At 70.9% G+C, this 19882-nt stretch carries 24 protein-coding genes; 7 read left to right on the plus strand and 17 right to left on the minus strand.

What is annotated here, in order from left to right:
- Both ACIQ9P_RS04090 and ACIQ9P_RS04095 read left to right on the plus strand, forming a co-directional pair.
- A partial coding sequence (locus ACIQ9P_RS04090; RefSeq protein WP_402349282.1) for a WD40 repeat domain-containing protein occupies nucleotides 1–466 on the plus strand: 466 nt, incomplete at its 5' end.
- Nucleotides 463–1356: a serine peptidase gene (locus ACIQ9P_RS04095; protein WP_402349285.1), complete on the plus strand. Its 894-nt coding sequence runs from the start codon at nucleotides 463–465 to the stop codon at nucleotides 1354–1356. The genes ACIQ9P_RS04090 and ACIQ9P_RS04095, both read left to right, overlap by 4 nt.
- A gap of 33 nt (nucleotides 1357–1389) precedes the next feature.
- On the opposite strand, the gene ACIQ9P_RS04100 is transcribed toward ACIQ9P_RS04095, so the two are convergent.
- The 11 genes from ACIQ9P_RS04100 to ACIQ9P_RS04150 form a co-directional block, all read right to left on the minus strand.
- Nucleotides 1390–2196, minus strand: a complete 807-nt coding sequence (locus ACIQ9P_RS04100) for a hypothetical protein (RefSeq protein WP_402349287.1) — start codon at nucleotides 2194–2196, stop codon at nucleotides 1390–1392.
- Nucleotides 2193–2525 carry a hypothetical protein gene (locus ACIQ9P_RS04105; protein ID WP_402349290.1) on the minus strand — a complete coding sequence of 111 codons (333 nt, stop codon included), beginning with the start codon at nucleotides 2523–2525 and terminating at the stop codon, nucleotides 2193–2195. The genes ACIQ9P_RS04100 and ACIQ9P_RS04105 overlap by 4 nt, the downstream gene beginning before the upstream one ends.
- 91 nt (nucleotides 2526–2616) lie before the next feature.
- Entirely contained in the window at nucleotides 2617–2844 is a 228-nt protein-coding gene (locus ACIQ9P_RS04110; protein WP_402349293.1) for a hypothetical protein, read from the minus strand.
- Nucleotides 2844–3899 carry a major capsid protein gene (locus ACIQ9P_RS04115; RefSeq protein WP_402349295.1) on the minus strand — a complete coding sequence of 352 codons (1056 nt, stop codon included), beginning with the start codon at nucleotides 3897–3899 and terminating at the stop codon, nucleotides 2844–2846. The genes ACIQ9P_RS04110 and ACIQ9P_RS04115 overlap by 1 nt, the downstream gene beginning before the upstream one ends.
- A gap of 14 nt (nucleotides 3900–3913) precedes the next feature.
- Nucleotides 3914–4330 carry a head decoration protein gene (locus ACIQ9P_RS04120; protein ID WP_402349298.1) on the minus strand — a complete coding sequence of 139 codons (417 nt, stop codon included), beginning with the start codon at nucleotides 4328–4330 and terminating at the stop codon, nucleotides 3914–3916.
- Nucleotides 4331–4459: 129 nt separating this feature from the next.
- Nucleotides 4460–5086: a hypothetical protein gene (locus tag ACIQ9P_RS04125; RefSeq protein ID WP_402349301.1), complete on the minus strand. Its 627-nt coding sequence runs from the start codon at nucleotides 5084–5086 to the stop codon at nucleotides 4460–4462.
- A gap of 50 nt (nucleotides 5087–5136) precedes the next feature.
- Complete coding sequence (locus tag ACIQ9P_RS04130; RefSeq protein ID WP_402349304.1) at nucleotides 5137–5985, minus strand: hypothetical protein; 849 nt, start codon at nucleotides 5983–5985, stop codon at nucleotides 5137–5139.
- A gap of 604 nt (nucleotides 5986–6589) precedes the next feature.
- Nucleotides 6590–8380, minus strand: coding sequence for a hypothetical protein (locus ACIQ9P_RS04135; protein ID WP_402349307.1), 1791 nt, complete (start codon nucleotides 8378–8380; stop codon nucleotides 6590–6592).
- 144 nt (nucleotides 8381–8524) lie between these two features.
- Complete coding sequence (locus ACIQ9P_RS04140) at nucleotides 8525–8866, minus strand: hypothetical protein (protein WP_402349310.1); 342 nt, start codon at nucleotides 8864–8866, stop codon at nucleotides 8525–8527.
- A gap of 263 nt (nucleotides 8867–9129) precedes the next feature.
- Nucleotides 9130–10665 (minus strand): terminase large subunit domain-containing protein, encoded by a 1536-nt coding sequence (locus ACIQ9P_RS04145; protein WP_402349313.1) that lies wholly within the window; start codon nucleotides 10663–10665, stop codon nucleotides 9130–9132.
- Nucleotides 10662–11213 (minus strand): hypothetical protein, encoded by a 552-nt coding sequence (locus ACIQ9P_RS04150; protein WP_402349316.1) that lies wholly within the window; start codon nucleotides 11211–11213, stop codon nucleotides 10662–10664. Before ACIQ9P_RS04150 ends, ACIQ9P_RS04145 begins: the two co-directional genes overlap by 4 nt.
- A gap of 112 nt (nucleotides 11214–11325) precedes the next feature.
- Here ACIQ9P_RS04150 and ACIQ9P_RS04155 point away from each other — a divergent pair, with 112 nt between their 5' ends.
- The 3 genes from ACIQ9P_RS04155 (at nucleotide 11326) to ACIQ9P_RS04165 (ending at nucleotide 13347) form a co-directional block, all read left to right on the plus strand.
- Nucleotides 11326–12006, plus strand: coding sequence for a DUF4145 domain-containing protein (locus tag ACIQ9P_RS04155; protein ID WP_402349319.1), 681 nt, complete (start codon nucleotides 11326–11328; stop codon nucleotides 12004–12006).
- Nucleotides 12007–12258: 252 nt separating this feature from the next.
- Nucleotides 12259–12975: a hypothetical protein gene (locus ACIQ9P_RS04160; RefSeq protein WP_402349322.1), complete on the plus strand. Its 717-nt coding sequence runs from the start codon at nucleotides 12259–12261 to the stop codon at nucleotides 12973–12975.
- A gap of 69 nt (nucleotides 12976–13044) precedes the next feature.
- The gene (locus ACIQ9P_RS04165; RefSeq protein WP_402349325.1) at nucleotides 13045–13347 is read left to right on the plus strand and encodes a hypothetical protein; all 303 of its coding nucleotides are present in this window, start codon (nucleotides 13045–13047) and stop codon (nucleotides 13345–13347) included.
- A gap of 406 nt (nucleotides 13348–13753) precedes the next feature.
- Here ACIQ9P_RS04165 and ACIQ9P_RS04170 read toward each other — a convergent pair whose 3' ends face one another.
- Nucleotides 13754–14020: a hypothetical protein gene (locus ACIQ9P_RS04170; protein WP_402349858.1), complete on the minus strand. Its 267-nt coding sequence runs from the start codon at nucleotides 14018–14020 to the stop codon at nucleotides 13754–13756.
- A gap of 171 nt (nucleotides 14021–14191) precedes the next feature.
- Nucleotides 14192–14611 (minus strand): DUF6221 family protein, encoded by a 420-nt coding sequence (locus ACIQ9P_RS04175; RefSeq protein ID WP_402349328.1) that lies wholly within the window; start codon nucleotides 14609–14611, stop codon nucleotides 14192–14194.
- 539 nt (nucleotides 14612–15150) lie between these two features.
- Between ACIQ9P_RS04175 and ACIQ9P_RS04180 the strand changes: the two genes are divergently transcribed.
- The gene (locus ACIQ9P_RS04180) at nucleotides 15151–15897 is read left to right on the plus strand and encodes a hypothetical protein (protein ID WP_402349330.1); all 747 of its coding nucleotides are present in this window, start codon (nucleotides 15151–15153) and stop codon (nucleotides 15895–15897) included.
- Nucleotides 15898–15940: 43 nt separating this feature from the next.
- Nucleotides 15941–16258 (plus strand): hypothetical protein, encoded by a 318-nt coding sequence (locus tag ACIQ9P_RS04185; RefSeq protein WP_402349332.1) that lies wholly within the window; start codon nucleotides 15941–15943, stop codon nucleotides 16256–16258.
- Between the two features lie 95 nt (nucleotides 16259–16353).
- On the opposite strand, the gene ACIQ9P_RS04190 is transcribed toward ACIQ9P_RS04185, so the two are convergent.
- The 4 genes from ACIQ9P_RS04190 to ACIQ9P_RS04205 all read right to left on the minus strand — a co-directional run bounded on the left by ACIQ9P_RS04190 (nucleotide 16354) and on the right by ACIQ9P_RS04205 (nucleotide 19762).
- Nucleotides 16354–16827, minus strand: a complete 474-nt coding sequence (locus ACIQ9P_RS04190; RefSeq protein ID WP_402349334.1) for a hypothetical protein — start codon at nucleotides 16825–16827, stop codon at nucleotides 16354–16356.
- A 136-nt stretch (nucleotides 16828–16963) separates the two neighbouring features.
- The gene (locus tag ACIQ9P_RS04195; protein WP_402349337.1) at nucleotides 16964–17629 is read right to left on the minus strand and encodes a hypothetical protein; all 666 of its coding nucleotides are present in this window, start codon (nucleotides 17627–17629) and stop codon (nucleotides 16964–16966) included.
- Between the two features lie 68 nt (nucleotides 17630–17697).
- Nucleotides 17698–19110, minus strand: coding sequence for a ParB N-terminal domain-containing protein (locus ACIQ9P_RS04200; RefSeq protein WP_402349340.1), 1413 nt, complete (start codon nucleotides 19108–19110; stop codon nucleotides 17698–17700).
- Nucleotides 19103–19762, minus strand: a complete 660-nt coding sequence (locus ACIQ9P_RS04205; protein WP_402349343.1) for a ParB N-terminal domain-containing protein — start codon at nucleotides 19760–19762, stop codon at nucleotides 19103–19105. Before ACIQ9P_RS04205 ends, ACIQ9P_RS04200 begins: the two co-directional genes overlap by 8 nt.
- Nucleotides 19763–19882 lie beyond the last annotated feature (120 nt).

Genomic DNA, 19882 nt, shown 5'->3' on the forward strand with positions numbered 1-19882 from the left:
GGGCCGCCCGCACGCCGTCACCGGCAGCGACGACAGGTCCGTGCGGGTGTGGGACCTCACCACCGGCACCCAGACCCACCACCTCACCGGCCACACCGACTGGGTCAAGTCAGTGGCAGTGACACGCATCAAGGGCCGCCCGCACGCCGTCACCGGCAGCGACGACAGGTCCGTGCGGGTGTGGGACCTCACCACCGGCACCCAGACCCACCACCTCACCGGCCACACCAGCTGGGTGAACGCGGTCGCGGTGACACACATCAAGGGCCGCCCGCACGCCGTCACCGGCAGCAACGACCACTCAGTCCAGGTGTGGGACCTGACCACCGGGACCTGCCTCACTTCGTTTCATCTTTCCGACGCCGTGTGGGCCCTGGGTTTCACGGGGGACGGCACGGTGGTGGTCGGATTCGGCCACGAAGTAGCCGTTCTCTGCCTTGACCCCCTCATCAGGAGGCTCCTTTGACCAGTGAGACCGCTTCACCACTCCGTGTCGTCGCCGTGCACGGCATCTACAACAGCTTCGGTACCGGGATCTCCGACGCGCGCAAGGAGCAGCTCCGCGCGCTCAAGGCTGCCGCCTGGGCACGGGACCTGGCCGCCGGCCTCGGTGTCCCGAGCGAACGGATCGACGCCGACTTCGCCTACTACGCGGACAAGCTCCGGCCGGGGCCAGCCGCCCAAGGCGAGCACGGCGGCGACCTCCTCGACGACCCGCTGGCGCAAGAGATCCTCGACGCCTGGGCACGGGAACTGGGGCTGCCGGACGAAGTCGCCCAGGGACATGCCACGGTACCGCTGCGCGGGTTCGCCTCCTGGCTGGCACGCAGGTTCGACCTGGCCGAGGGACCGCTCGGGGTCTTCGTCCGGCTGCTGTGCGCCGAGGTAGCCGCCTACCTGCGCGCCCCGGACGCCCCTGAGCGCATCGCCGCACGCGAGGAGGTGGCAGCACGCATAGCCCGGCACCGGCCGCGCGTCGTCGTCGCACACTCGCTGGGCTCGGTCGTCGCCTACGAGGCCCTGCACGCCCATCCGGAACTGCGACCCGAGCTGTTCCTCACCCTGGGCTCGCCGCTCGCCCTGCCCCGGGTGGTCTTCGACCGCCTCGTCCCCGCCCCCCGGTCCGCCGACGACACGCAGCCGCGAGGCGCTGGCCTGCCTGGCGGGACGCGCTGGGTGAACATCGCCGATCCCGGCGACCCCGTCGCCGTCCCACCCGGACTGGCCAGGTTCTTCGACGGGATCACCCTGGACCACACCAGCAGCATCAGCGCCCACTACCGCTTCCACCACGCCGACAACTACCTGCGGTGCGCGACCACAGCAGCCACCCTCGCCCCCTACCTCGGCATCTGACACTGGGCCTGACCACTGCGTTGCCCTCAGTAGTCAGCGGCCCTCTCCGTCGGGATACGTCGCGTCGGGGCGCAGGCCGAACGCGCGGGTGCAGCGGGGGTGAGCAATCGGCCGCTCGGCTGCCTCCTCGACGGTGCGCAGCGTCCGGACCGCCTTGTCCGGGTCGGGGTGGCTGGTCCAGCCGCAGTCGAAGCCGTCGAAGACCTCCACGAACTCGACGCCGTGTTCGCGGGCGACGGTGAGGGTGCCCGCGTTGTAGGCGACGGCGGTCCGGGCGAGGGTCGCGGCTTCGGCCCAGGCCCGGACGGGCATGCGGGCGCCGCCGCGGTACACGACCCGGTCGAGGGGGTGGGTGGCGGCGAGTTCGTCGGCGAGCGCCTTGGCGGCTTGGAGGGCGGTGCGGCCGGTGAGGGCGGTGGGGATCTGCTGGCGCGCCGCGGCGCGGGCGGCCCGGTAGAACTGGCCGGCTTGGCGGACGGTCTCCTGGGCGTTGCGGAGCAGGTCGGTGTAGGTGTCGGTGGTGAGTTGGCGTAGGGCGCGCTGGTGGCTGGAGGTCCAGGTGAAGCGGCGGCCGAGGGTGGTGGCGGCGGCAGTGGCGCCTTGCTCGTACAGCACGGGGAGTTGGCGGCCCGCGAGGTCCCGGACAGCTGTTTCGGCGGCCCGGTGGAAGTCTCGGGTGGCGGTGCTGAAGGCGGCGATGGCTGCGGCTAGTTGCGGTCGCCGGTTGGCGGCGACAGCGGCGAGGACGACCGTTTGCGCGGCGGCGAGCTGCTGCCAGGCGTTGGTGAGGGCGTCGGCGGCGGTGGCGGCCTCGTCGCGCGTGCTGGCGTGGGGGCTCATCGGGTGCGGCGGGCGGGCCGCAGTGTGGTCGTCTCCACGAGCCGGTCGCCGTCGCCGCCGGTGGTCGGGGTTTCGTCGGGGCCCATCTGGTCCCGAAGGAGCGCGATCTGCCGCTCCAGGCCGGTGAGGTTCGCGGTGCGGTCCATGGTGACGACTCCGTCTACGACGAGGCGCAGCGGATCTGCGAGGAGCGCGGCGCGGCGCTCGGCGAGGACTTCTTGGGCGACGGCGCGGGCGGTGCCGAGGCGGGTGTGTCGGGCGGTGAGGTCGTCGACGGGGGTGGTGGTGCCGAGCTGGGCTTGGAGCCAGGCGAGGGTGGCGGGGTCCATGGCTTCTCCTGCGGGGGTGAGGCGTGGTCCGGTAGCGAGCGGTGCCGGACCGGCACCCCGGTTGGGGTGCCGGTCCGGCAGGCGGATCGGGCTACTCGGCCGGTGGGGCCTTGCGGGCCCGTGCTGGCTTCGCCGGGCCAGCGTCGTCCGGCGCAGGTTCCGGCTCGGTGCCGCCGTCCGGGTCGGGCTCCCAGGCGTCGGGGTTGGTGATCTGTGCCGCGAGGCCGGCCGGCACCTCGGCGCCGGGGAGGAGCAGGGTTCGCTCGCCGGTGACGGGGTGCTCGACGTGGACGGCGTGGGCGAGCCGCTTACCGGCCATCACAGGACCTTCGCGACGACGTGGCAGTCCGGGGTGTGGAGGACGGGCATCGCCACCGCGCTGCCCTTGGTCCAGATCTGGACCGGGTCGTCCTGCGCGCCGCGGGTGAGGACGATGCCGGGGGCGTCTTCCTTCACGATCTCCGGGTTGGTGCCGCGGGACAGGACCAGGGCCTCGGCGGTGATCCCGTACTGGGTCTGGCCGAACTTCGCGCGGTCGGGCGGCAGCATGATCCACCGGTCGTCGGGCAGGACCTTGGTGGCGACGCCGTCGACGTTGACCTGGGCCTTGTAGAAGGTGACCGGCGGCAGGCCGTAGTCGTTGCGGACCGCGTTGACCTCGGAGACGGTCAGGGTGCGGGTCGGCGTGTTCGACGGGTTGACGGACCGGTAGTAGGCGGCCCGGTAGGCGTTGTTACGGGCCAGGAAGCCGAACGCCTTCTTGGAGGTGAGGACCATCTCCGGCTCGGGCGCGCCGAGGTCGTCGAGGTACTGCATCCAGCCGAGCTCGTCGGCGAGCGGGTCCGAGGTGGGATCGGACCACACCTTGGGGGCGACGGGCATGTTGCCGGCGGGCACGTTGAAGTCGATCTCGATCGTGAGGCCGCTCTCGGTGGCCGCGTCGAGGGTGAACTTGCCGTCCAGCAACACGTCACCGGCTGCGAGTTCGAGGCGGGAGCGGATCGCTTCGATGTGCCGCTCGGCGTCGTCGAAGAGCAGCTCGATCAGCCGGTCCTGGTCAGCGCCGTGGGACTGCTCCAGCAGGATCTGCTGCTGCTCGCCGACGATCAGCTTCTGGCCCAGGGCGGGCAGGAGTCCTTCCTTCGTGGTCTCCCAGGCGGTGCGGTCGGCGAACGCCACCGACGCGTCGTAGGCACGGTACTTGGCGGTGTTGACGCGCCGGCCGGACTGCTTGATCCGCCACTTCACCTCGTTGGTGACGAGGGTCGGGAACACAGTGCTGGTCAGCAGGTAGTCGGCGGGGGTGGGGATGGCGCGGGCGAACGTGGTGAGGTCGCTGGCCGTGACGCCCTTGATGAGGTCCTGGATCGTCATCGCTCAGGCCCCCGTCACACGAACCGGAGCTGAGCGCCGACGGCGGACGGCGTGATCTTGGTGGTGTCAATACCGCCGGGCACCTTGGAGGTGCGGGCGACGCCGTGCCACAGCAGCGCGCACGGGATGCGTGGCTGGCCGGGCGCGAACAGTGCCTCGTCGAAGACCAGGCCCGCGAGGATCTGGCGGCCGTCTGCGGCGGCCGGGTCGTACGGCCCGTACAGGCCGGACGCGCTGATCTTGCCGAGCGGGATGCCGGACAGCAGGCGGCTGTAGGGCTGGGTGGAGTCCGTGGACGCGACGTAGTGGGTGTTCGCGACGAGCTTCGACGCGTCGATGGTGACGGTCTCGGTCTGGTCGGTGCCGTGGCGGGACGCGAGCCAGGGGCGGCCCGCGTTGTACGTCGCCGAGGTGGTGATCGGGGTGGTCAAGGGGTGTGATCGCCTTCTGGAGCTGGCGGTCACGCACTCACCTGCTGGTGGTGCCGTCCACGTCGGTGGTGCGGGGCGTGGTCCCCTGGTCCCGGTTCACTGCCGGGTCAGACGATCTGGGACGTCCGGTCAGGCCGTCAGGTAGCCGCGCCGCTTCGCCATGTCCAGGCCGACGGAGCTGGTGGCGGGGGCCTGGCCGCGCGGCGGCGGCCCGCCGGCGGGGGATCCGCTCGGCGCGGGCGGCGCGGTGGCCGGGGCGGTCGTGGTGGCGAACAGTTCGGGGCGCCGCTCCCGCAGCGCGGCGGCGGCGTCGGCCACGGCCTGGTCGTCGGCGTCGGCCGGGAGGTCGAGGAGGCGGTCCGCGTCGCGGAGGTTGTCGTCGGCGGCGCCGAGCCGGGTGAGGGCGGCGTGCCGGACGGCGGCGTGAAGACGCTCGATGGCGGCCTGCTCGCGCTGCGCCGCTGCCTGTTCCCGCTGCGCGGCGGCCTTCTCCCGGCGCTCGACCTCGGAGAGGGTGGCCTGCTCGGCGGTGCGCTGCGCCTCGACCCAGGCGGCGAGGGCCGCGGAGTCGGCGAAGCCGAGGTCGCCGACGAGCTTCTTCACGGCGGCGCGTTCACCCTGGGACTTCTCGCGGGCGAGGAGGCGGGACAGGGTGTCCTGGGTGATCAGGGAGCTGCCGGGGTCGGTGGCGGCCGGGGGCTGCACGGCGGCCGGGTCTCCGGCGGGCGGGGTCGCCTGGGGCAGGGGGGCAGTCATCGGATTCCTCCGCAACAGCGCCCCCGCGCCAGTGATCAGTGTAGCTACTCCTAGAACGGGGCAACGGAGGCGAACACCCCGGGGGTCCGGACGACCTCCCACCCTGCCTCCCTGGTCCACCGGAAGAGGGTGTCCGGGGTGAAGTAGCTGGCCAGCCACACTTCGTCGGCCTGCTGGGGGACGTTCGGCTCGCCGCCGGGCTCGAACCCGTTGCGGAGCGCCATCCCGATGGTCATGTGCGAGGAGTCCGCCCAGATGAACAGCAGGGTGCGCAGGCCGTCGTCCTTGGCGCGCTGGAGCTTGCGGAGCTTGTTCGCGGCCGTTCCGGTGGCGAGGAAGGCGTCGAGGTAGGGGGTCACGGCCTCGGCGGTGGCGGGTGCCGTTCCCGTGGTAATCGTCGACGGGATGATCCGCCCCCTCACCTCGGGCCCGTCGCCGACCTGAGCGGCCGCACGGACCCCGAGCGCCCGGAGCCGGGCGATGTCCTCGGGGACGGGACTGTCCGTGGGCGTCACGGCCTCCCAGTCCCGGACGCTCACCCGCGGAACCTCGCGTGCTTCAAGGTCGGCGAGAAGCTGGATGAGCTGCTTCTTCGGGCGCCTGCCAACCGGGGCGTCCGGCGCGAACTCGACGAACCAGCCGACCGCCAGCTCCGGGTGGACCTCGTCGACGAGCATCATGCCGACGAACCCCCAGAGGCGAGCCTGCCCCTGGTCCACGGTGGAGGTGATCTCCAACGCGGTCGACGGCTGCTCGGCTCCGGGCGGGGCGAGCAGGGCGTCGATCATGCCGTCCTGCGAGTTGTCGTCCCGCGAGAGGGTGCGGGTGCCGAGGACGTGGTTGACGAGGGTTTCGGCGACCAGTTCCTCGTGGCGGGGCGGCTTCGGCTTCTTCGGCATGCCGTCACGGTACTGGCGCGGCTTCGCGCCGCTCGAACGGTTTTCCGCGCCGGGCAGGCCGGTGCAGGGTCGGCCGCCAAAGCGGTGGGGCGGGCCGCCGGAGCCTGGTCGACCTTCGGCTCCCGTCTGCGGTGATCAAGTCCCGTTCCTGGGAGTTCGCGGGTCGATGTCCGGCTCGGCGCCGTAGGCGGCGGGTTCGTTGACGATCTCGGCGGCGTCGCCGGCCGCCCTTGCCCTCGGCGTAGCACTCCCGGATTGCCCTGCCCCGCCCTCTCCCCATCAAGCAGGCGGAGTGTGAGTACGGCGGGGCGCGCACGGGTCACGGCTTCCCCGCCGTGGGGCCGTTGCGGGTCGCGAGGGCTCGGCGGCCACGGTACGCAGGATCGGGCTCCACTCACAGCGCAGCCACCGCTGCGCCAGGGTTCCCCCAAGGGAACCCACTCCCCCGCGAGATCTGGGTTCCACCGGGGGAACCTATGGGTTTCGTTCCGGGAACCCAGAGGTTCCCCCAGGGGAACCCCTTTCTTTCCTTTGTCCTACCTCCTTCCTACCTATCCCCCCTTCCCCCCCACGGCTGACGCCGCAGGGGGACCAGGATCGGCTGCTACGAGCCTTCCGGCTGCCCCCGGGTGATCTTCTTCGCCCCGCCCTCCGGAAGCGTCACAGCGGGGATCTCAGGGCCCGCCGCAGGCAGGCCGAGGAAGTTCCGGACCACCCCGGTGTCGCCGGTCGCATCGGCGAGGCGGGCGGCGGCGTCGAAGGCGCGGGCCTGGATGCGGCGGATCTCGTCCGTGATGTCGGTGATCGGGAAACCGGCGTCCGTGAGCATCCGCACACACGTCTCCAGGCTGATCAGCCCCGCACCGTGGCCCTTCACCGCCAGGTCCAGGGCCTCCGCCTTGTCGGTCGGCAGATGCGGACCCCACACGATCTGGGCGGCGGGCAGCTCGCCCGCCGGCCAGCCGACCTGACCGGCCTGGAACAGGCGCCCGGCGAGCTTGAACAACAACTCGTACTTGTGGGCGCGGGCAAGGCGCATCTCCCCCACGAGGGAGCCGAGCGGGCCGAGGGCCAGCGCCAGCGCGTACCCGGACGGCACCTCGGACGGCTGGACCGTGCCGAGCCCGGACGCGGTCAGCCGGGAGTTCCCGGCGAGCCGGTCGAGGAGGTGGTCGGTGCGCTCGCGCAGCTCCCGCAGCTGCGGGGACGTGTCGAGCGTGGACATCGACCCGCCTTCGTTCAGCGACCACACCGTGCCCGCCTCCACCTTCAGCGGCGCCGCCTGGCCGGTCGCGCGGTCCTTCGGCAGCCGGACCCCGGACAGGGCGACGATCGGCGTGCCCGTGGTCCCGGAGGCCGCCGACCCGTCCGTGTCGGTCGCGGCCAGCTCGTCGAGGATCTGCATAACGCGGGAGGTCACCGGCTGCCCCCAGTGCTCCCCGACTTCCGGGATGCTGCTCGTCACGTGCACGACGGGGATGAAGTCGATCTGCAGGTCGAGCCCCTGGAGGACCTCGCCGTCGCGCCGCACCCGGTAGCGGGCCTTGTCGGCCGGGAGGTTGTACACGGTGTGGGCGGCCTTCAGGTCTTCGAGCAGCCATTCGGCGTCCGTCAGGTAGCAGGTGACGGCCGACGCCTTGCCGGGCGCCCACGGGTAGGTGCGGGAGACCGCGCCGCTGCCGGCGTCCACCCGGTCCCCCGGCAGGAGGACCGCTTCCCCGCCTTCGCCGGCCAGCCACTGCCGGTACGGTCCGCCCTTGACGGGGCGCACCGACCTCGTCGCAGCGCCGATCGGCCCCAGTTCGTATGTGATCCGCCTCAGCCGCGCCTTCTGCCCGGTCACCGGGTCCTCCGGAAGCTCCCAGGCGAAGTGCAGCCGTGACGGGAAGTCGGCGGCGTCGATCTCGTCCTCGGACCACTCGGGGAAGTAGAAGCCGGGGTCCATGGTGCGCAGCAACGGCCTGCCGGCCTCCGCGCTCCACGCGAGGGTGTAGACGCCGTCGCCGTAGCGCACCGCGGACCGCTCGCACTGCTGCATCCGCATGGGCAGCAGCTCCCGGCGGGCCCAGCCCCGAAGCCGGTCCTGCACCTCCCGGGCCAGAGCGGCTTCCGGGGTCGGCTGTTCGCCGTCCGCCTCCGCGCCGGGCACCACGATGCTCTGCGACGGGCCGAGGACGTAGCCGAGGGCGGCCGCGTTCAGCTTCGCCGGGTCCCCGAGTTCCCGTCGGTCGAGGCCGCTCTCGTCGCCGCCGGCCGCCGCGAGCTGCCCGGCCTGGTTCTGGTCGTAGGCGGCGAGGACCTTGTACGCGCGAAGTCGCCGCAGGTCCTCCGCCGGCACCCATCCGGCGGCGAGGTCACCGAACGGGCCGACACCCCGCCGTGGCGACTGGGACATGACCGGCTTGTAGTTCAGCCAAGACCATCCGTCGATGATCAACTCGCGCAGGCCCACAGTGCTGCCCTCCCAGGCAACCCGAGCCCCACGCCGCCCACCAGCCTAGTCGCCGCCCCCGGCCGCCCGGCCGCGGCGCCCGACGCCCTACGCAGGCGGGACGCGGCAGCCGTCGTCGAAGCCCTCCCGGTCAACCATCACCCGCTGAGCGGCCGTGAACTTCGCCCACTCGGCGTCGCAGAGCTCCGCCGAACCCTGCCGGCCACCGTGTTGCACGATGGCGAGCTGGGCGTACCGGCCGACCACCCGGGAGGCGTTCCGGTTTCCCTCGCGGTCGCCGAGCCACTTCGCCGCCCACTCCGGGGTGCCCTCGGTCGGCGAAGCCGATACCGGCAGCGCCGGGGCAGCTGTGGCCGCCGTCTGCGCTCCGCCGTTCGACGAGCACGCCGAAAGGCATGCGAGGACCACGATCGTCACTGCGGCGGCCATCCGCCGCACCCCTCCCACGTTCATGATCGAAGAAAGTAGCAGGGCCCACGAACGGCTCCCGCCGCAGGCCCGGCCACCACCCAGCCGCCCCAACCGCGCTGTCCGACTCCGGGTCCGGCCGCCGACGCACTCAGGGACCTGCCACCGTCACCGCGACCGGATAGGTCCGCCTCGGGGTGGGCCCTGATGGAGCCCTGGAGCTCGTTGGGGCCGAACCCCGTGCGCCGGTACTCACCGACGCACGGGGTTCAGCACACCGGCGCTCACCGGCGGCCGTGAAGGCGACCGTCTTCCATGCCCTGCGACAGAGCGTCGAGCTGCCCGGCGCCGGCCAGCTCCGTCAGGCCGTGCACCGCGGCGTCCATCCTGTCCGGCGAGTCCATGCCGGGGACCCAGGTCGCCATCTGCCCCTCCAGCTCCGGGTAGTGGCCGACGTGGTGAACGCGCAGCTGCTCGTACAGCTGCGCCACCGGCTCGGCCCGGAGCCGCTTGCCGACCTTCGCGTTGACCTCGACGATCAACGGCATCAGCTGCCCTCGGGTCTCGCCTTCGCGGGCGAGCTGGTCCCACGCCTGCGAGATGACCGACTTGGCCATGTTCCCGCCGTAGTTGGCCTCCACGACGATCGCGTCCGCCCGCAGGCTCAGCGCCAGCCGGCACGCCGTGAGACCCCAGTCGTTCGCCCCGAGCGTGCCGGACTCGTCAGCGACGACGTACAGGTGGTCGTGGTAGTCGGCCGCCAACCCGATGATGCCGGTCTCGTCGTTGACGGTGGAGTCGCCACCGGACGGGTCGACCGCGACAACGACCCGGGCCAGTTCGACACCCGAGAACTCGACCGGGGTGACCCTGGCCCGGTCGATCCACGCCCGCCGCCACACCCCACCCTCGACCGGGCGGGGCTTCTGCATGAACAGCGACCCCCACACCCGCTCGCCAACGGCCCGCCGGATACCGGCCAGCGCCTTCCGGCCGTAGCGGGCGGGCCACAGCGGCTGGCCGATCTTGCGGCCGAGCGCGTCGTCGTCGCTGTCCGCGATGGCGGGCAGGTCGATGATCGTCCAGTCGGCCGCGGTCTCCCCCGCCAGGATCCGACCCGCAAGATCATCTTCATGCCAGCGTGTTTGGATGACTATCACGCTGCCACCCGGCTCGACGCGGGTCAGCAAGACGGCCTGCCACCACTCCCACAACCGCCTTCTCATCGTGGGCGATTGGGCATCGGCATCATCCTTGATCGGGTCGTCCACGATCGCCAGATGCGCCCCCTTGCCGGTGAGGCCACCACCGACACCGGCCGCGATCAGCCCACCTTCCCGGCCGAGGATGTCGAACCTGTTCGCCGCCTTCGACCCGGGGTGCAGCGCGATGCCGAGCTGCTCGCCCCACGTCGTGATCGCATCCCTGATCCAGCGGCCGTGATCGTCCGCCAGGTCGGCCGAGTACGACGCGATCATGACCCGGTGATCGGGCCGCTGAAGGAGGTACCACAGCGGCGCCCACCGCGCGGCCCGCCGGCTCTTCCCGTGCCGCGGTGGCATCGTCAGCAACAGGCGAACCGTTTCTCCTGCCGCGATCCGACGGAAGGCATTGTCGATCAAGTCCAAGTGCGCGGCCTGCATCTCCCGGCCGTCCGTGAGCACCGCAGCGAGCGAACCCGGCGAGTGCCGCAGCGCAAGGTCACGTTCGACCTCAGCAAGCCGCACCCGAAGCGCCGGCGACGCCTGTTCGGCGATCGCACGGCGCCGCCCGGCCGGGAGCAGCCGGTACTGCTCGACCAGGCCATCCGGCCGCGTCACCCCCGGCCCCGCTCGGCGGCCGGATCGGTGAGGGCGATCAGCGCAGCCAGCTCATCGGCGGTGGCGTCCGCGACCTCGATCGGCCCGCCGTCGCCGCCGGTGATCTCCGCCCGGATCGGCCGGTCCAGGCCCAGCAGGCGAGCCCGCCGCTCCATGATCCGCAGCGCCCGGTCGATCGCCGGCAGATCCCCGTCGCGGACCGCCTTCCGGTAGGCGACCAGGAACATGCGGTCCAGCCGGGCGTCTTCGAGCGCCCGCAGCTCCTCGATCGACTCCCGCGCCGCCGCGATCCGGTGCTCCAGAGCGTGCGCGGTGTCGCGCAGCACCGACCGGGCGAGGGTGTCGTCGGGCGGCGCGGGCCGCCCCTTGGCGAACAGCTCGTGCCCGTACCCGAACGGGTAGGCGATCCGGTCCGTGTTGATGATGGGGTCGGCGGCGAGCTTCCGGCCGACGGTCAGCGGGTCAGCTCCGGCAAGGCGCAGTTCAACAGCGTCGGCACGCCGAGCGGCGATGGCGGCGGCACGCTGCGCCCGGGTGGGGCGGGACATGAGCGGAAGCCCTTCGTGGCACGCCCCCGCGCCACCACCCATAATCTCCCATGCCCCGCAGGTCAGGATCCGCACCTCGACAGTGCCAGCCGCCGCCGAGTAGCTTGCGCACGTGAGTGCCTCAAGCGGAAAGACCGCGATCGCCTACTGCTCAACGTGCCGGGTGCATCGTTCGATGACCGCCCACGGCGAGGTCACCGAGCAGCCCAACGACGACATAGGCCGTGAAGACCCTGCCCGCGTCATTCTGGCGACGTGCGACGGCTGTGGCAGCGCCACTGTGCTGATCCAGTACCTCTTCGCTGGCCACGAGACCGAGCTGGAGCCCGTCTGGCCGACCGCCTACCAAGCGATCCCGGCTGCAGTGCCCCACAAGGTGGCTATGGCTCTCCTGGAAGCCCGGCGGTGCTTCGAGTTGGCCCATGCCTACGCCGCAGCGGCCACAATGGTCCGTCGCGCGGTCGAGCTGGTCTGCAAGGACCACGGCATTGACAAGGGCAACCTGGCCGCGAACCTGACCGCTCTGGAGCAGGCAGGCACAATCGACGGACGCCTGCTCGAATGGGCGCACTCCCTGCGGTTCCTGGGTAACGACGGTGCCCACGGCGACAAGGTAACCCGCCAGGACGCCGAGGACGGACTCGCCCTCGCGGAAGCCCTAGTGGAGTACGTGTACGTCCTGGCAGTCAAGCACAACGAGTTTCAGCAGCGCCGGGCAGCTGCGAAGGCCAAGCCCGCCCCCATGCCCGCCCAAGGAGCAGGCAGTGCTTCCGCGGCGAGCACCCCGAGCTGACCCTGCCAGCGCCCGGCTCGCCCCCCCCAACGGCTCCGCCGCGTGAGGTGGCGAGGCGGTCGGGCACGTTCGGCCTTCGTCGTGGTGGCGCGGGCTCAGCCCTTGCCCGCGAGGACCACCGTGGATACACCGTGCCCCGTCCAGCGAGACGGCGGGGTCGGGCCGTCGACCCCCGACCGAAAGACGACGACAACACCGGCCGCTGATCAGCGGATTCGATGACTCGGGCAGACCGCCGCTAGCATTCCGCCCGTGGACACCAGGCCATTGAAGGAGCTACCCGGCATCACCGCCGAGTCCTTCCGCCTGCACGGCCGCCTCCAGCCTCCCCCGCTCGAAGTTCCTGATCGGGCGACCTTCGGCATCGACTTCCCCGTCCATGGATCCCTCATCGTCCCCGACGTCGAGATCCGCTACCAGACGCAGGTCATCGAGCACCTCGACGCGACGTACGACTTCGCGATGTCGTCCGACTTCGACGACACAACCGACGTCGTCTACTACGGGGCGCCGCCGCTGGCAGGGTCAGAGCAGTCGTCGCCCAGCAGGCTCGTTCTCATCGAGATGAAGTCTCGGCATTGGGAGCGCAGGGAGAGCAGCCACCCAGGCACCTTCCTGGAGACTCTGGTCGAGGCCGCCGTCAGTGCCCGCACGGCAACAACCACTCCCCTGTCGAGCGCCGATGCCGGTGTTCTTCAGCAACGGGCCGAGCGGGTCCGCCAGTACTCGGCCAGTCGCTTCATCCAGCGGCTGGCGCGCCTGGAGTCCGTCGTCCTTCTGCGACAGCAGCTCGCCAAGGACTGGCAGCAGGAAGCTCCAGCTCCGCCACCGAGCTTCGGCCCCGAGGTCGACCCGCTTGCCGTGGCCTGCGGGATCACACGACTGGCGAAGCCGATCGTTCCGGGAGCTCCGCCGGCGGGAACCACTCCCCGCCCCGCCGGCCCTTCACCCCTGATGCTGGTCGCCTAACCGGATCAGGTCTGGGCCGGGGAGAGCGGGTGGCTGATCCCCGTTCCTGCCAGTCTGGAGATCCACATCATGATGCACGCCCTCGGCGAGGAGTTCGCCGTCAAGTTGATCGTTCTCGCGGTCGTGGGGGGCCTGGAGATCGCCCTCCAGTTCGTGACCCACCACCACCTCCGCAAGAAGGAGAAGAAGGCCGTCGTGCTCCCGTCCCGGACCCGACGGCTCGGCGAGCTGCACCGGGCGGCCGAGCGCCGTCGCTCCACCAGTGGCCGCGTGCCGACGCCGGTGAGGCCGGAGGTACGCGTGGTCGCGCAGTCCCGGCGGCCACTGCCGCGGCGGGTGAGCCGGCGACGCCCGGGTGCACGTCGGCCGTAACTGCTGACGCGATGGCCCGGCTCGCCTCGGAGCGGGCCGGGCCATCCACAAGCCCACCCCGAACGGAGGCGGCCCAACGAACCGCCTCCGCCTGGCCGAGCCGAGAATCAGATGTGCGAAACCTGCAGTGGGCGCCTGGATGAGAAGCAGGCACACGATACGCTCGGCTCCTAGCCCAGAGGACGAGCGGACCACGGTCCTGACTTGAGAGACCCCGGGAAGGCGCCGACGCCGCGCGGGCAGGCCACCCGCCGCACCACCTCGATGGCACCTCGACCGAGTACCCCCGGTAGCCTACGCACGGCGCCCGCCGGTGCCGAGAGACGCACACCTTGAGGGCCAACCATCGGCGGGCACTGCTACGCCCACCCGCCGGTCTCCGCCCCCGGCGCCCCCACGTTCTCCGTCACTGCGTGCGCAGCGCCCGCTCGCACTCGTGGCATCGCCGCCCGGCCAGCGCCGGCGGGTACCAGGGCTCGCCCGGCCGGGACGGCCTGTAGTGCGCGTGTTCCATCGGGCTGGTGTCCAGCCCACACAGCGTGCGCGGCTGCGGATCCTCCGGCACATCGGGATCCGCGCCCGCTGCGTGCACCGCGAGCGCAGAGGGCTCGACGTCGCCCAGGTCGAGGGCCTGGCGGGCTTCCACCTCGTAGAGGACAACGATCGATCCCATGAACTCCACGTTCGAGGATCTTCGGATCGCCCACACCTCGGGTGCGCCTTCCGTGGCGCGGCCCCGCCGACCGGTCGAGCGATGGGCAGTGCGATGCGATGCCCCCTGTATCGCTGCTGCTCATCTTGCGGAGCCGGTCGGGCCGGTAGCTGGCCCCGGGCAACGTGCGTACTACCTGTTCTGGTGGACTCTGTTCCCTGCCCGAGAACGGGCGCTGGGCTCATCCGCGCCGGGCTCGTCTTGATCCCCGACCTCGATCGGCTTCCACTCGGGGTGGAAGTCGGGGTGATCGGCGTATGCCACAACCAGTTCGTAGATCACGGGGGTACGGAGGTCTTGTGAGACTCCGGCAATAACTTGGCGGGTCAGCCCATGCAAGGAGACGCGCCTTTCGGTGTCCTTCAGCGCCTGCGGGTACTCCTCCACCCAATCCATGAGCCTTCGCTTCGCCTCGATGTCGGCGAGGACCCGGTCCCGCAGGCGTTCCACGTCCTGGTTCTTGCCGGGCTTCAGTGCCTGAGCCACAGTCTTGTCCTCATGAAGACGCGCCCGAAGGAACTCCATCATGACCGCAAAGTTCTCTTGCCTCATCGCTGTTACCCCTTGTCGAGTGGCGCTGGAGAGCCATCATCCACCACGGCCGGGAGGAGCCTTCCGGAGACTTCCTGCCAGCGTCGCCGCGCCTCTACGCCGACGGCCCCACAGTCCGCGAGCTGGTCGATGTCGCCGCCGGCCGGGCTTGGACGCCCTTGGCGTGCCCCACACGCTGTACCGGGGCTGGGAGGGCCAGCTCGGTGCTGCCACATCCGCCAGTAACACCACAACGTAGCCCGACCGGCCCGCGTGGGCGGATCCAGGGAAAGCCCGGGTCCGCCCACGCCGTGCTTGCCTGCTGCTCGGACGTGGGGCACAGCGTGCCGAACATTGTGGAGCAGGCCGTTCAGCGCCCCGGGGGGGTAGGCGCTCGCCGTGCTCAACGAAGCCCCGCCCGCGAGGACACGCCGAACGGACGGGCAGACCGATGCCCCTCGCGGCCGTTCTCAACTTCCAGAGGCCGCCGACGAAGCGCAAGCTGGCAGCGGATCGTTGACCTGGCACGAACCGTCCTGGCTTCGACTATCCTGTCCGCCATGACGCCGATCGAGCTGGAGCGCATCACCGCCCGCTCGTACGCCGTCGCGCCGATCGGGCCAGACGTGCAGCCCGTCTTCCAGTCGGCGTTGAGCGCCCTTGAACTCCGCAAGGTTGCGGAGTTGAACCTGATTGCCGCAGCGCCGGATACGTACAGGGCAGTGACGTCCCGGTACATGTGGGCGACCATGCGGCCCAACCCGCCGCCACGGAAAGCGCCGCCCGGCATCGTCTGGCACACCCAAGGCACCGGCGGGGGAAAGACCCTCGCTTCGCTTGCCACAGCGGCACGCCTCATCTACGACCTCGTCGTGGTCGATGGGGAGCACCGAATTTCCCACCTTTCCACGGTGCTGGGCGGTGCCTTCAGCCAGCGCGGCGACGGTTGGGCAAGTCTGGGGCACGGTCTCCAAGGTGCCGTCGTCGACAACAGCACGCCGGCCGCAGCTGGCTCGGGCGTCTTGGGACCGTGGGACCTGGCTGCTGCGGAATATTCCAGCCGCCTGGCGAGACTCCACTCCGGCTTCGAACTCGCCGCGGAGCTGGCCGCCTCCCGAAGCACTTGGCGCCCGAATACCGCTCCCGCCCCATCAACGGGGACCGATGGCCTGCCGCAACCACTGGCCATCGCGTGCGGCATCACTCGACTCCGAGCACCCTTGATCCCCCGGGCCCCCGGGCGCGTCGGCGCAGCCGGCCGCTTCGGGGTGGGCGCCTGCGGGCTGGATTCCAGCCTGGCTGCATGACGGTAGTCCGTCACCCCTCCAGTCGAAGTTCTCGGAGGAAAAGGTGCAGTTCGTGGAGTCGCTGTGGTCGGAGGAGACCGCCATCAAGGTGGTCGGGGTCCTCGGGTTCACGGCGCTGGAGATGCTGCTGCAGTTCATCAAGGGCCGGGCCGGGCGGCGGGTGGCGGAGCTGCCGCCCGGGAATCCGGCGCGGACGTCCGTGCGCCCTGTGCGCCGGTCCCGGCGGTCGCCTCACCGGGCGTCCGAGCTGAAGCGGATGCTGGCGCGCCGGGGCCCGGCGCCTCGCCCGGTCGACGGCCGTCGGGCTGCGGAGCGGCGCCGCCGTCGGGCCGGGCGCAGGCCCGGCAACCGGGCTTCGTAGCCTACCAATTGAGGGGCGGGGCGGGCGCTGTGCGGCGTCCGCCCCCGCTGCCCGTCAACCGGGGGCATCTCGCCCCCGTTTGGCGGGCGGAGTTCTCACAGGCGGGTGAGCAGCAGTGCCGACCCGAGGAGCGCCGTCGCGTGGAGTGCCTGATCTGCAAGGTACGGTCCGCTGATGCCTCCGGACTGGAGCGTGGCGAAGTCCGGCGAGCCGGTGCGCTCCAGGAGAAGGCGGACCGGCCATCGGCGGTCCAAGATCGCGTGTGTGCCGGCGGACCACAGGAGGGCGGTGGTGGCGCCGAGCACGGTCGCGGGCAGAGGCACGGCCAGCCGGACCAGCAGGTAGAGCCCGGCGACCACGGCGTGGTACTGGGCCACGTGTGCCAGGCAGGCCGACCAGCCGAGCCGCGGGCTCGCACCGGCCGCGACCTGCTCGGGCGTCGGAGCCGCCTTGTTGGCCGCCTGGTGGTCGGTCTGGCCGAGTACATGATCGGCCAGGGTGTGGCCGACGCTCAGCACCGCCCAGACCGAGCCGAACGCGGCCAGTTGGAGCATCTGATTGTTCTCCACGGGAAGATCCTTTCTGAAGTGCCGGGCGCGGTGCCTGGCCCCAGAAATGCGTGAAGGGGGCCAGCACCCATGGGTGCTGGCCCCCTTCAACGGGGTGTGATCGTCAACCGTGCCGGTGGCGGCGGCCGGTGCGCCGCTACCGGGGTCGCCGGTCGGGGGCCTCCGTCACGGGCGGCTCGACTTCGCCGCCGAGCGCCAGTTGATGCACGGCGGCGTCGGGCTGCTGGGTGTCGGCGGTCGGCCGGGACCACTTGAAGCCGGGGCCGTCCCCGCCTGCAGCCTTCTTCCGTTCCGGCTTCGGGAGAAGTTCAACCTGGCCGGCGCCCGGGCGGACCGTGGTGATGCGCGGGCGGTCGCCGTGCACGTGGGGGACACCGCGGGCGCGGAGGTGGTGGGCGAACTGCCAGTTGCGGCAGGTGGCGAAGTCCGGGTCGCCGGAGTTCGGGTCGTCGCTCGGGATGTCGGCGTCGGTGAAGGGGATCGGCCGGACGCCGTCGAGGTGGACGGTGAGGTCCTGGACCTGGAGGTCCTGGGTGTGGCCGGGGGCTGATTCCACGGCGAGGTGGGGATTGTCCTCCCATCGGTAGGGGCTGACGGTGACGCCGCAGAGGTACCAGGCGATGGCGTGGGGGAACTCGTTAAGTTCGACGGTGGTGGGCTGCTTGATCTCTTCGTTGATCAGGCGGCTGTAGCGGCCGTGGAGGGCGACCGCGCAGTGCCTACCCAGGTCGATGCCGGTGACGTACTTCAGCCACAGGTGGCGGTAAGCCCGACTGCCCAGCGCAACAGTGAGTGTTGGCAACTTGGCTTCCTTTCATGTGAGTTGAGAACACCTCTAGGTTCTATTTTATACTCACATTGGATTGTTGCCTAACCGCCGTCCCGCTCTCCGCACGCCCGCATCAGCGCCTCCACAAGCGGTCGGTGCCTGCCGTGCCTGTACCCGCCGGGGTACTCCATGTTGAACTCCGCCTCCAGTGCGGCCCGCCGCTGCGCCTCCGGCAGCGCCAGCGGCTTGCGGCACACCGCGTAGATGTTGCTGCCGTCCGCCCGGCCCCGGATCTCGACCTCGCCGAAGTACCGCTCCATCAGCTCGCGCAGCGTGTCCAGGTCATGGAACCTCTGCATGGTCCAGACCCCCGCGCGGAAGGTCGCCGAGAACCCGTCCTCGTCCAGGAACTCCAGGGCGCGCCGGTAGCGGCCGTTGTTGCGGGCCTTGCGGCCGCTGGCGCGCCGCGTCGCCGAGCCGAGCGAGCGGGTGCCGGCGTAGAAGGTGCCGTCCGCGGCGAGGAGGCTGTTGCAGGCGGTGACGACGAACTGCTCGAACTCCAGCGACGTCACCGAGTTCAGCACCGAGTCCAGCACGACGACGTCGAACAGGCCGTTCGCCGGGACGTCCCGCTGGAGGTCGCGAATGTGGCTGACGGTCGCCGCGATGTCGAGGGCGTTCTGCTTCCCGGCTGCCTTGACGTGCGGCTCGTACCAGTGCGCGTCGAACCCCTGCGCCCTGATGCGCTGGATGTAGGCGAGTTCGCCGGCTCCGAAGTCCATGACGCGCTGGCCGGGGCGCAGCGCGGGCAGAACGTGCTGCTCGTAGGTCGTCGACTTGTTGGAGGTGCCCTCGTCTCCGCCCAGCCGGTGCATCTGGCACCAGTGCTGGTTGTACGCCTTGATACCGAGCTGGCTGTAGTCGTAGACGCCGTAGTCGCCGTCGAGCCACACCATCAGTTCGTCCGCTTCCTGGACGGACAGCCGGTAGCACAGCAGCGGAAGCTTCAGATCGGCGACGACCACCGCGTAGTCCTGGTTGAGCAGGACGCGGCCCTCGTGGTCGGCGACGATCGAGCCCCACGTGCCGTAGCGGGTGACCAGGCGGCGGATCTCGGCCTGCACTGCCGCGTTCGAGCGGGACACGGCCGTGATCTGGTCGGGCTGGATCCACTCCCAGCCGTGCACTTCCTCTCCGGCGGCCGGGACGCGCACCTTCGAGCCGTCCGTCTCGATCGAGTTGTGGAGCAAGTTGAACTGGATCTCGTCGCGGGTGCTGACGTGGCCGCTGAGGAGGATCGCCGGCGCGTGGTCCTGCCCGATGGCCTTCATCGACTTGGTTCTCTGGTGGCCGGCGACGAGGATGCCGTTGCCGTTGACGATCACGGGCTTCACGCACCCGAACAGCTTCAAGGACTGCTGAAGGCGCTCGAACGCCTCCTCGCTCAGTCGGCGGGGGTTATATGGGGCGGGCTTCAGCGTGGCGATCGGGTACGCCTCGACGAACTCAGGCACCGACGGCCTCCCGCTGGTCGAGGAGGTAGTGGACGAAGCCGGTGTCGGTGCCGCGGGTGTCGTAGAACGCGGAGTGAACGTTGTCGAGCCGCTCGATCTCGTCCTTCGTGATCTGCACGCGGGTGGTGCCCCACTGCACGAACCCCCATTCGAGGTGCTCGTCGGCGAGCTTCTCACCCTCGGCCTGCGCGGTCTCGGCGGCGAGCTGGGACGGCAGCTCGACGGAGTCGAGGAGGTCGTCCAGGGCTTCTTGGGTGAAGCCCGTACCGTCGAGGTCCGGCAGCGTGGACAGCACGTCGGCGAGGAGCTCGGTGTCGTACCCGGCCAGGTCCGAGGTGCGGTTGTCGACGACAACGATCCGGGTGGCGGCGTCGTCGTCCACGTCGACCCAGGTGACGGCAATCTGCTGCCAGCCTCGCTGCTGGGCGGCGTCCCAGGTGTGGTTGCCGGCCAGGATCTCGTTCGGGCGGCCCGTATACGTGCCCCGGTTGACGACGATCGGCTTGAACTGGCCGTTGACCTTCAGGGACTCGGCGACGGCGTTGACGTCGCCGCGCCGCGGGTTGCGGTGGTAGCGGCTCAGGTCGCCAATCGGGTGCGCGGAGGGCAAGAGGTCGTCGACGATCCGATCGATCGGTTCACGCTGAGGCACGGAGCGGTCCTTCGTAGGCCGATTCCCCGCGCCCTACGCGGCAACAGCCTAGACGATCTCAGGACTGCCGAGTCGTGTGACGCTGGGCGCCCGCAGCACCTCCACGCGAAGGTCCTGGTC

It is taken from the genome of Kitasatospora sp. NPDC094019, assembly GCF_044764505.1.
Classification (GTDB): domain Bacteria; phylum Actinomycetota; class Actinomycetes; order Streptomycetales; family Streptomycetaceae; genus Kitasatospora.

Bases quoted from the DNA above. Each gene is read 5' to 3' on its own strand.
- ACIQ9P_RS04100 (WP_402349287.1), bottom strand. From the start codon at position 2,196: ATGAGCCCCCACGCCAGCACGCGCGACGAGGCCGCCACCGCCGCCGAC.
- ACIQ9P_RS04105 (WP_402349290.1), bottom strand. From the start codon at position 2,525: ATGGACCCCGCCACCCTCGCCTGGCTCCAAGCCCAGCTCGGCACCACC.
- ACIQ9P_RS04110 (WP_402349293.1), bottom strand. From the start codon at position 2,844: ATGGCCGGTAAGCGGCTCGCCCACGCCGTCCACGTCGAGCACCCCGTC.
- ACIQ9P_RS04115 (WP_402349295.1), bottom strand. From the start codon at position 3,899: ATGACGATCCAGGACCTCATCAAGGGCGTCACGGCCAGCGACCTCACC.
- ACIQ9P_RS04125 (WP_402349301.1), bottom strand. From the start codon at position 5,086: ATGACTGCCCCCCTGCCCCAGGCGACCCCGCCCGCCGGAGACCCGGCC.
- ACIQ9P_RS04130 (WP_402349304.1), bottom strand. From the start codon at position 5,985: ATGCCGAAGAAGCCGAAGCCGCCCCGCCACGAGGAACTGGTCGCCGAA.
- ACIQ9P_RS04135 (WP_402349307.1), bottom strand. From the start codon at position 8,380: ATGTCCCAGTCGCCACGGCGGGGTGTCGGCCCGTTCGGTGACCTCGCC.
- ACIQ9P_RS04140 (WP_402349310.1), bottom strand. From the start codon at position 8,866: ATGGCCGCCGCAGTGACGATCGTGGTCCTCGCATGCCTTTCGGCGTGC.
- ACIQ9P_RS04150 (WP_402349316.1), bottom strand. From the start codon at position 11,213: ATGTCCCGCCCCACCCGGGCGCAGCGTGCCGCCGCCATCGCCGCTCGG.
- ACIQ9P_RS04165 (WP_402349325.1), top strand. From the start codon at position 13,045: ATGATGCACGCCCTCGGCGAGGAGTTCGCCGTCAAGTTGATCGTTCTC.
- ACIQ9P_RS04170 (WP_402349858.1), bottom strand. From the start codon at position 14,020: ATGGGATCGATCGTTGTCCTCTACGAGGTGGAAGCCCGCCAGGCCCTC.
- ACIQ9P_RS04175 (WP_402349328.1), bottom strand. From the start codon at position 14,611: ATGAGGCAAGAGAACTTTGCGGTCATGATGGAGTTCCTTCGGGCGCGT.
- ACIQ9P_RS04180 (WP_402349330.1), top strand. From the start codon at position 15,151: ATGACGCCGATCGAGCTGGAGCGCATCACCGCCCGCTCGTACGCCGTC.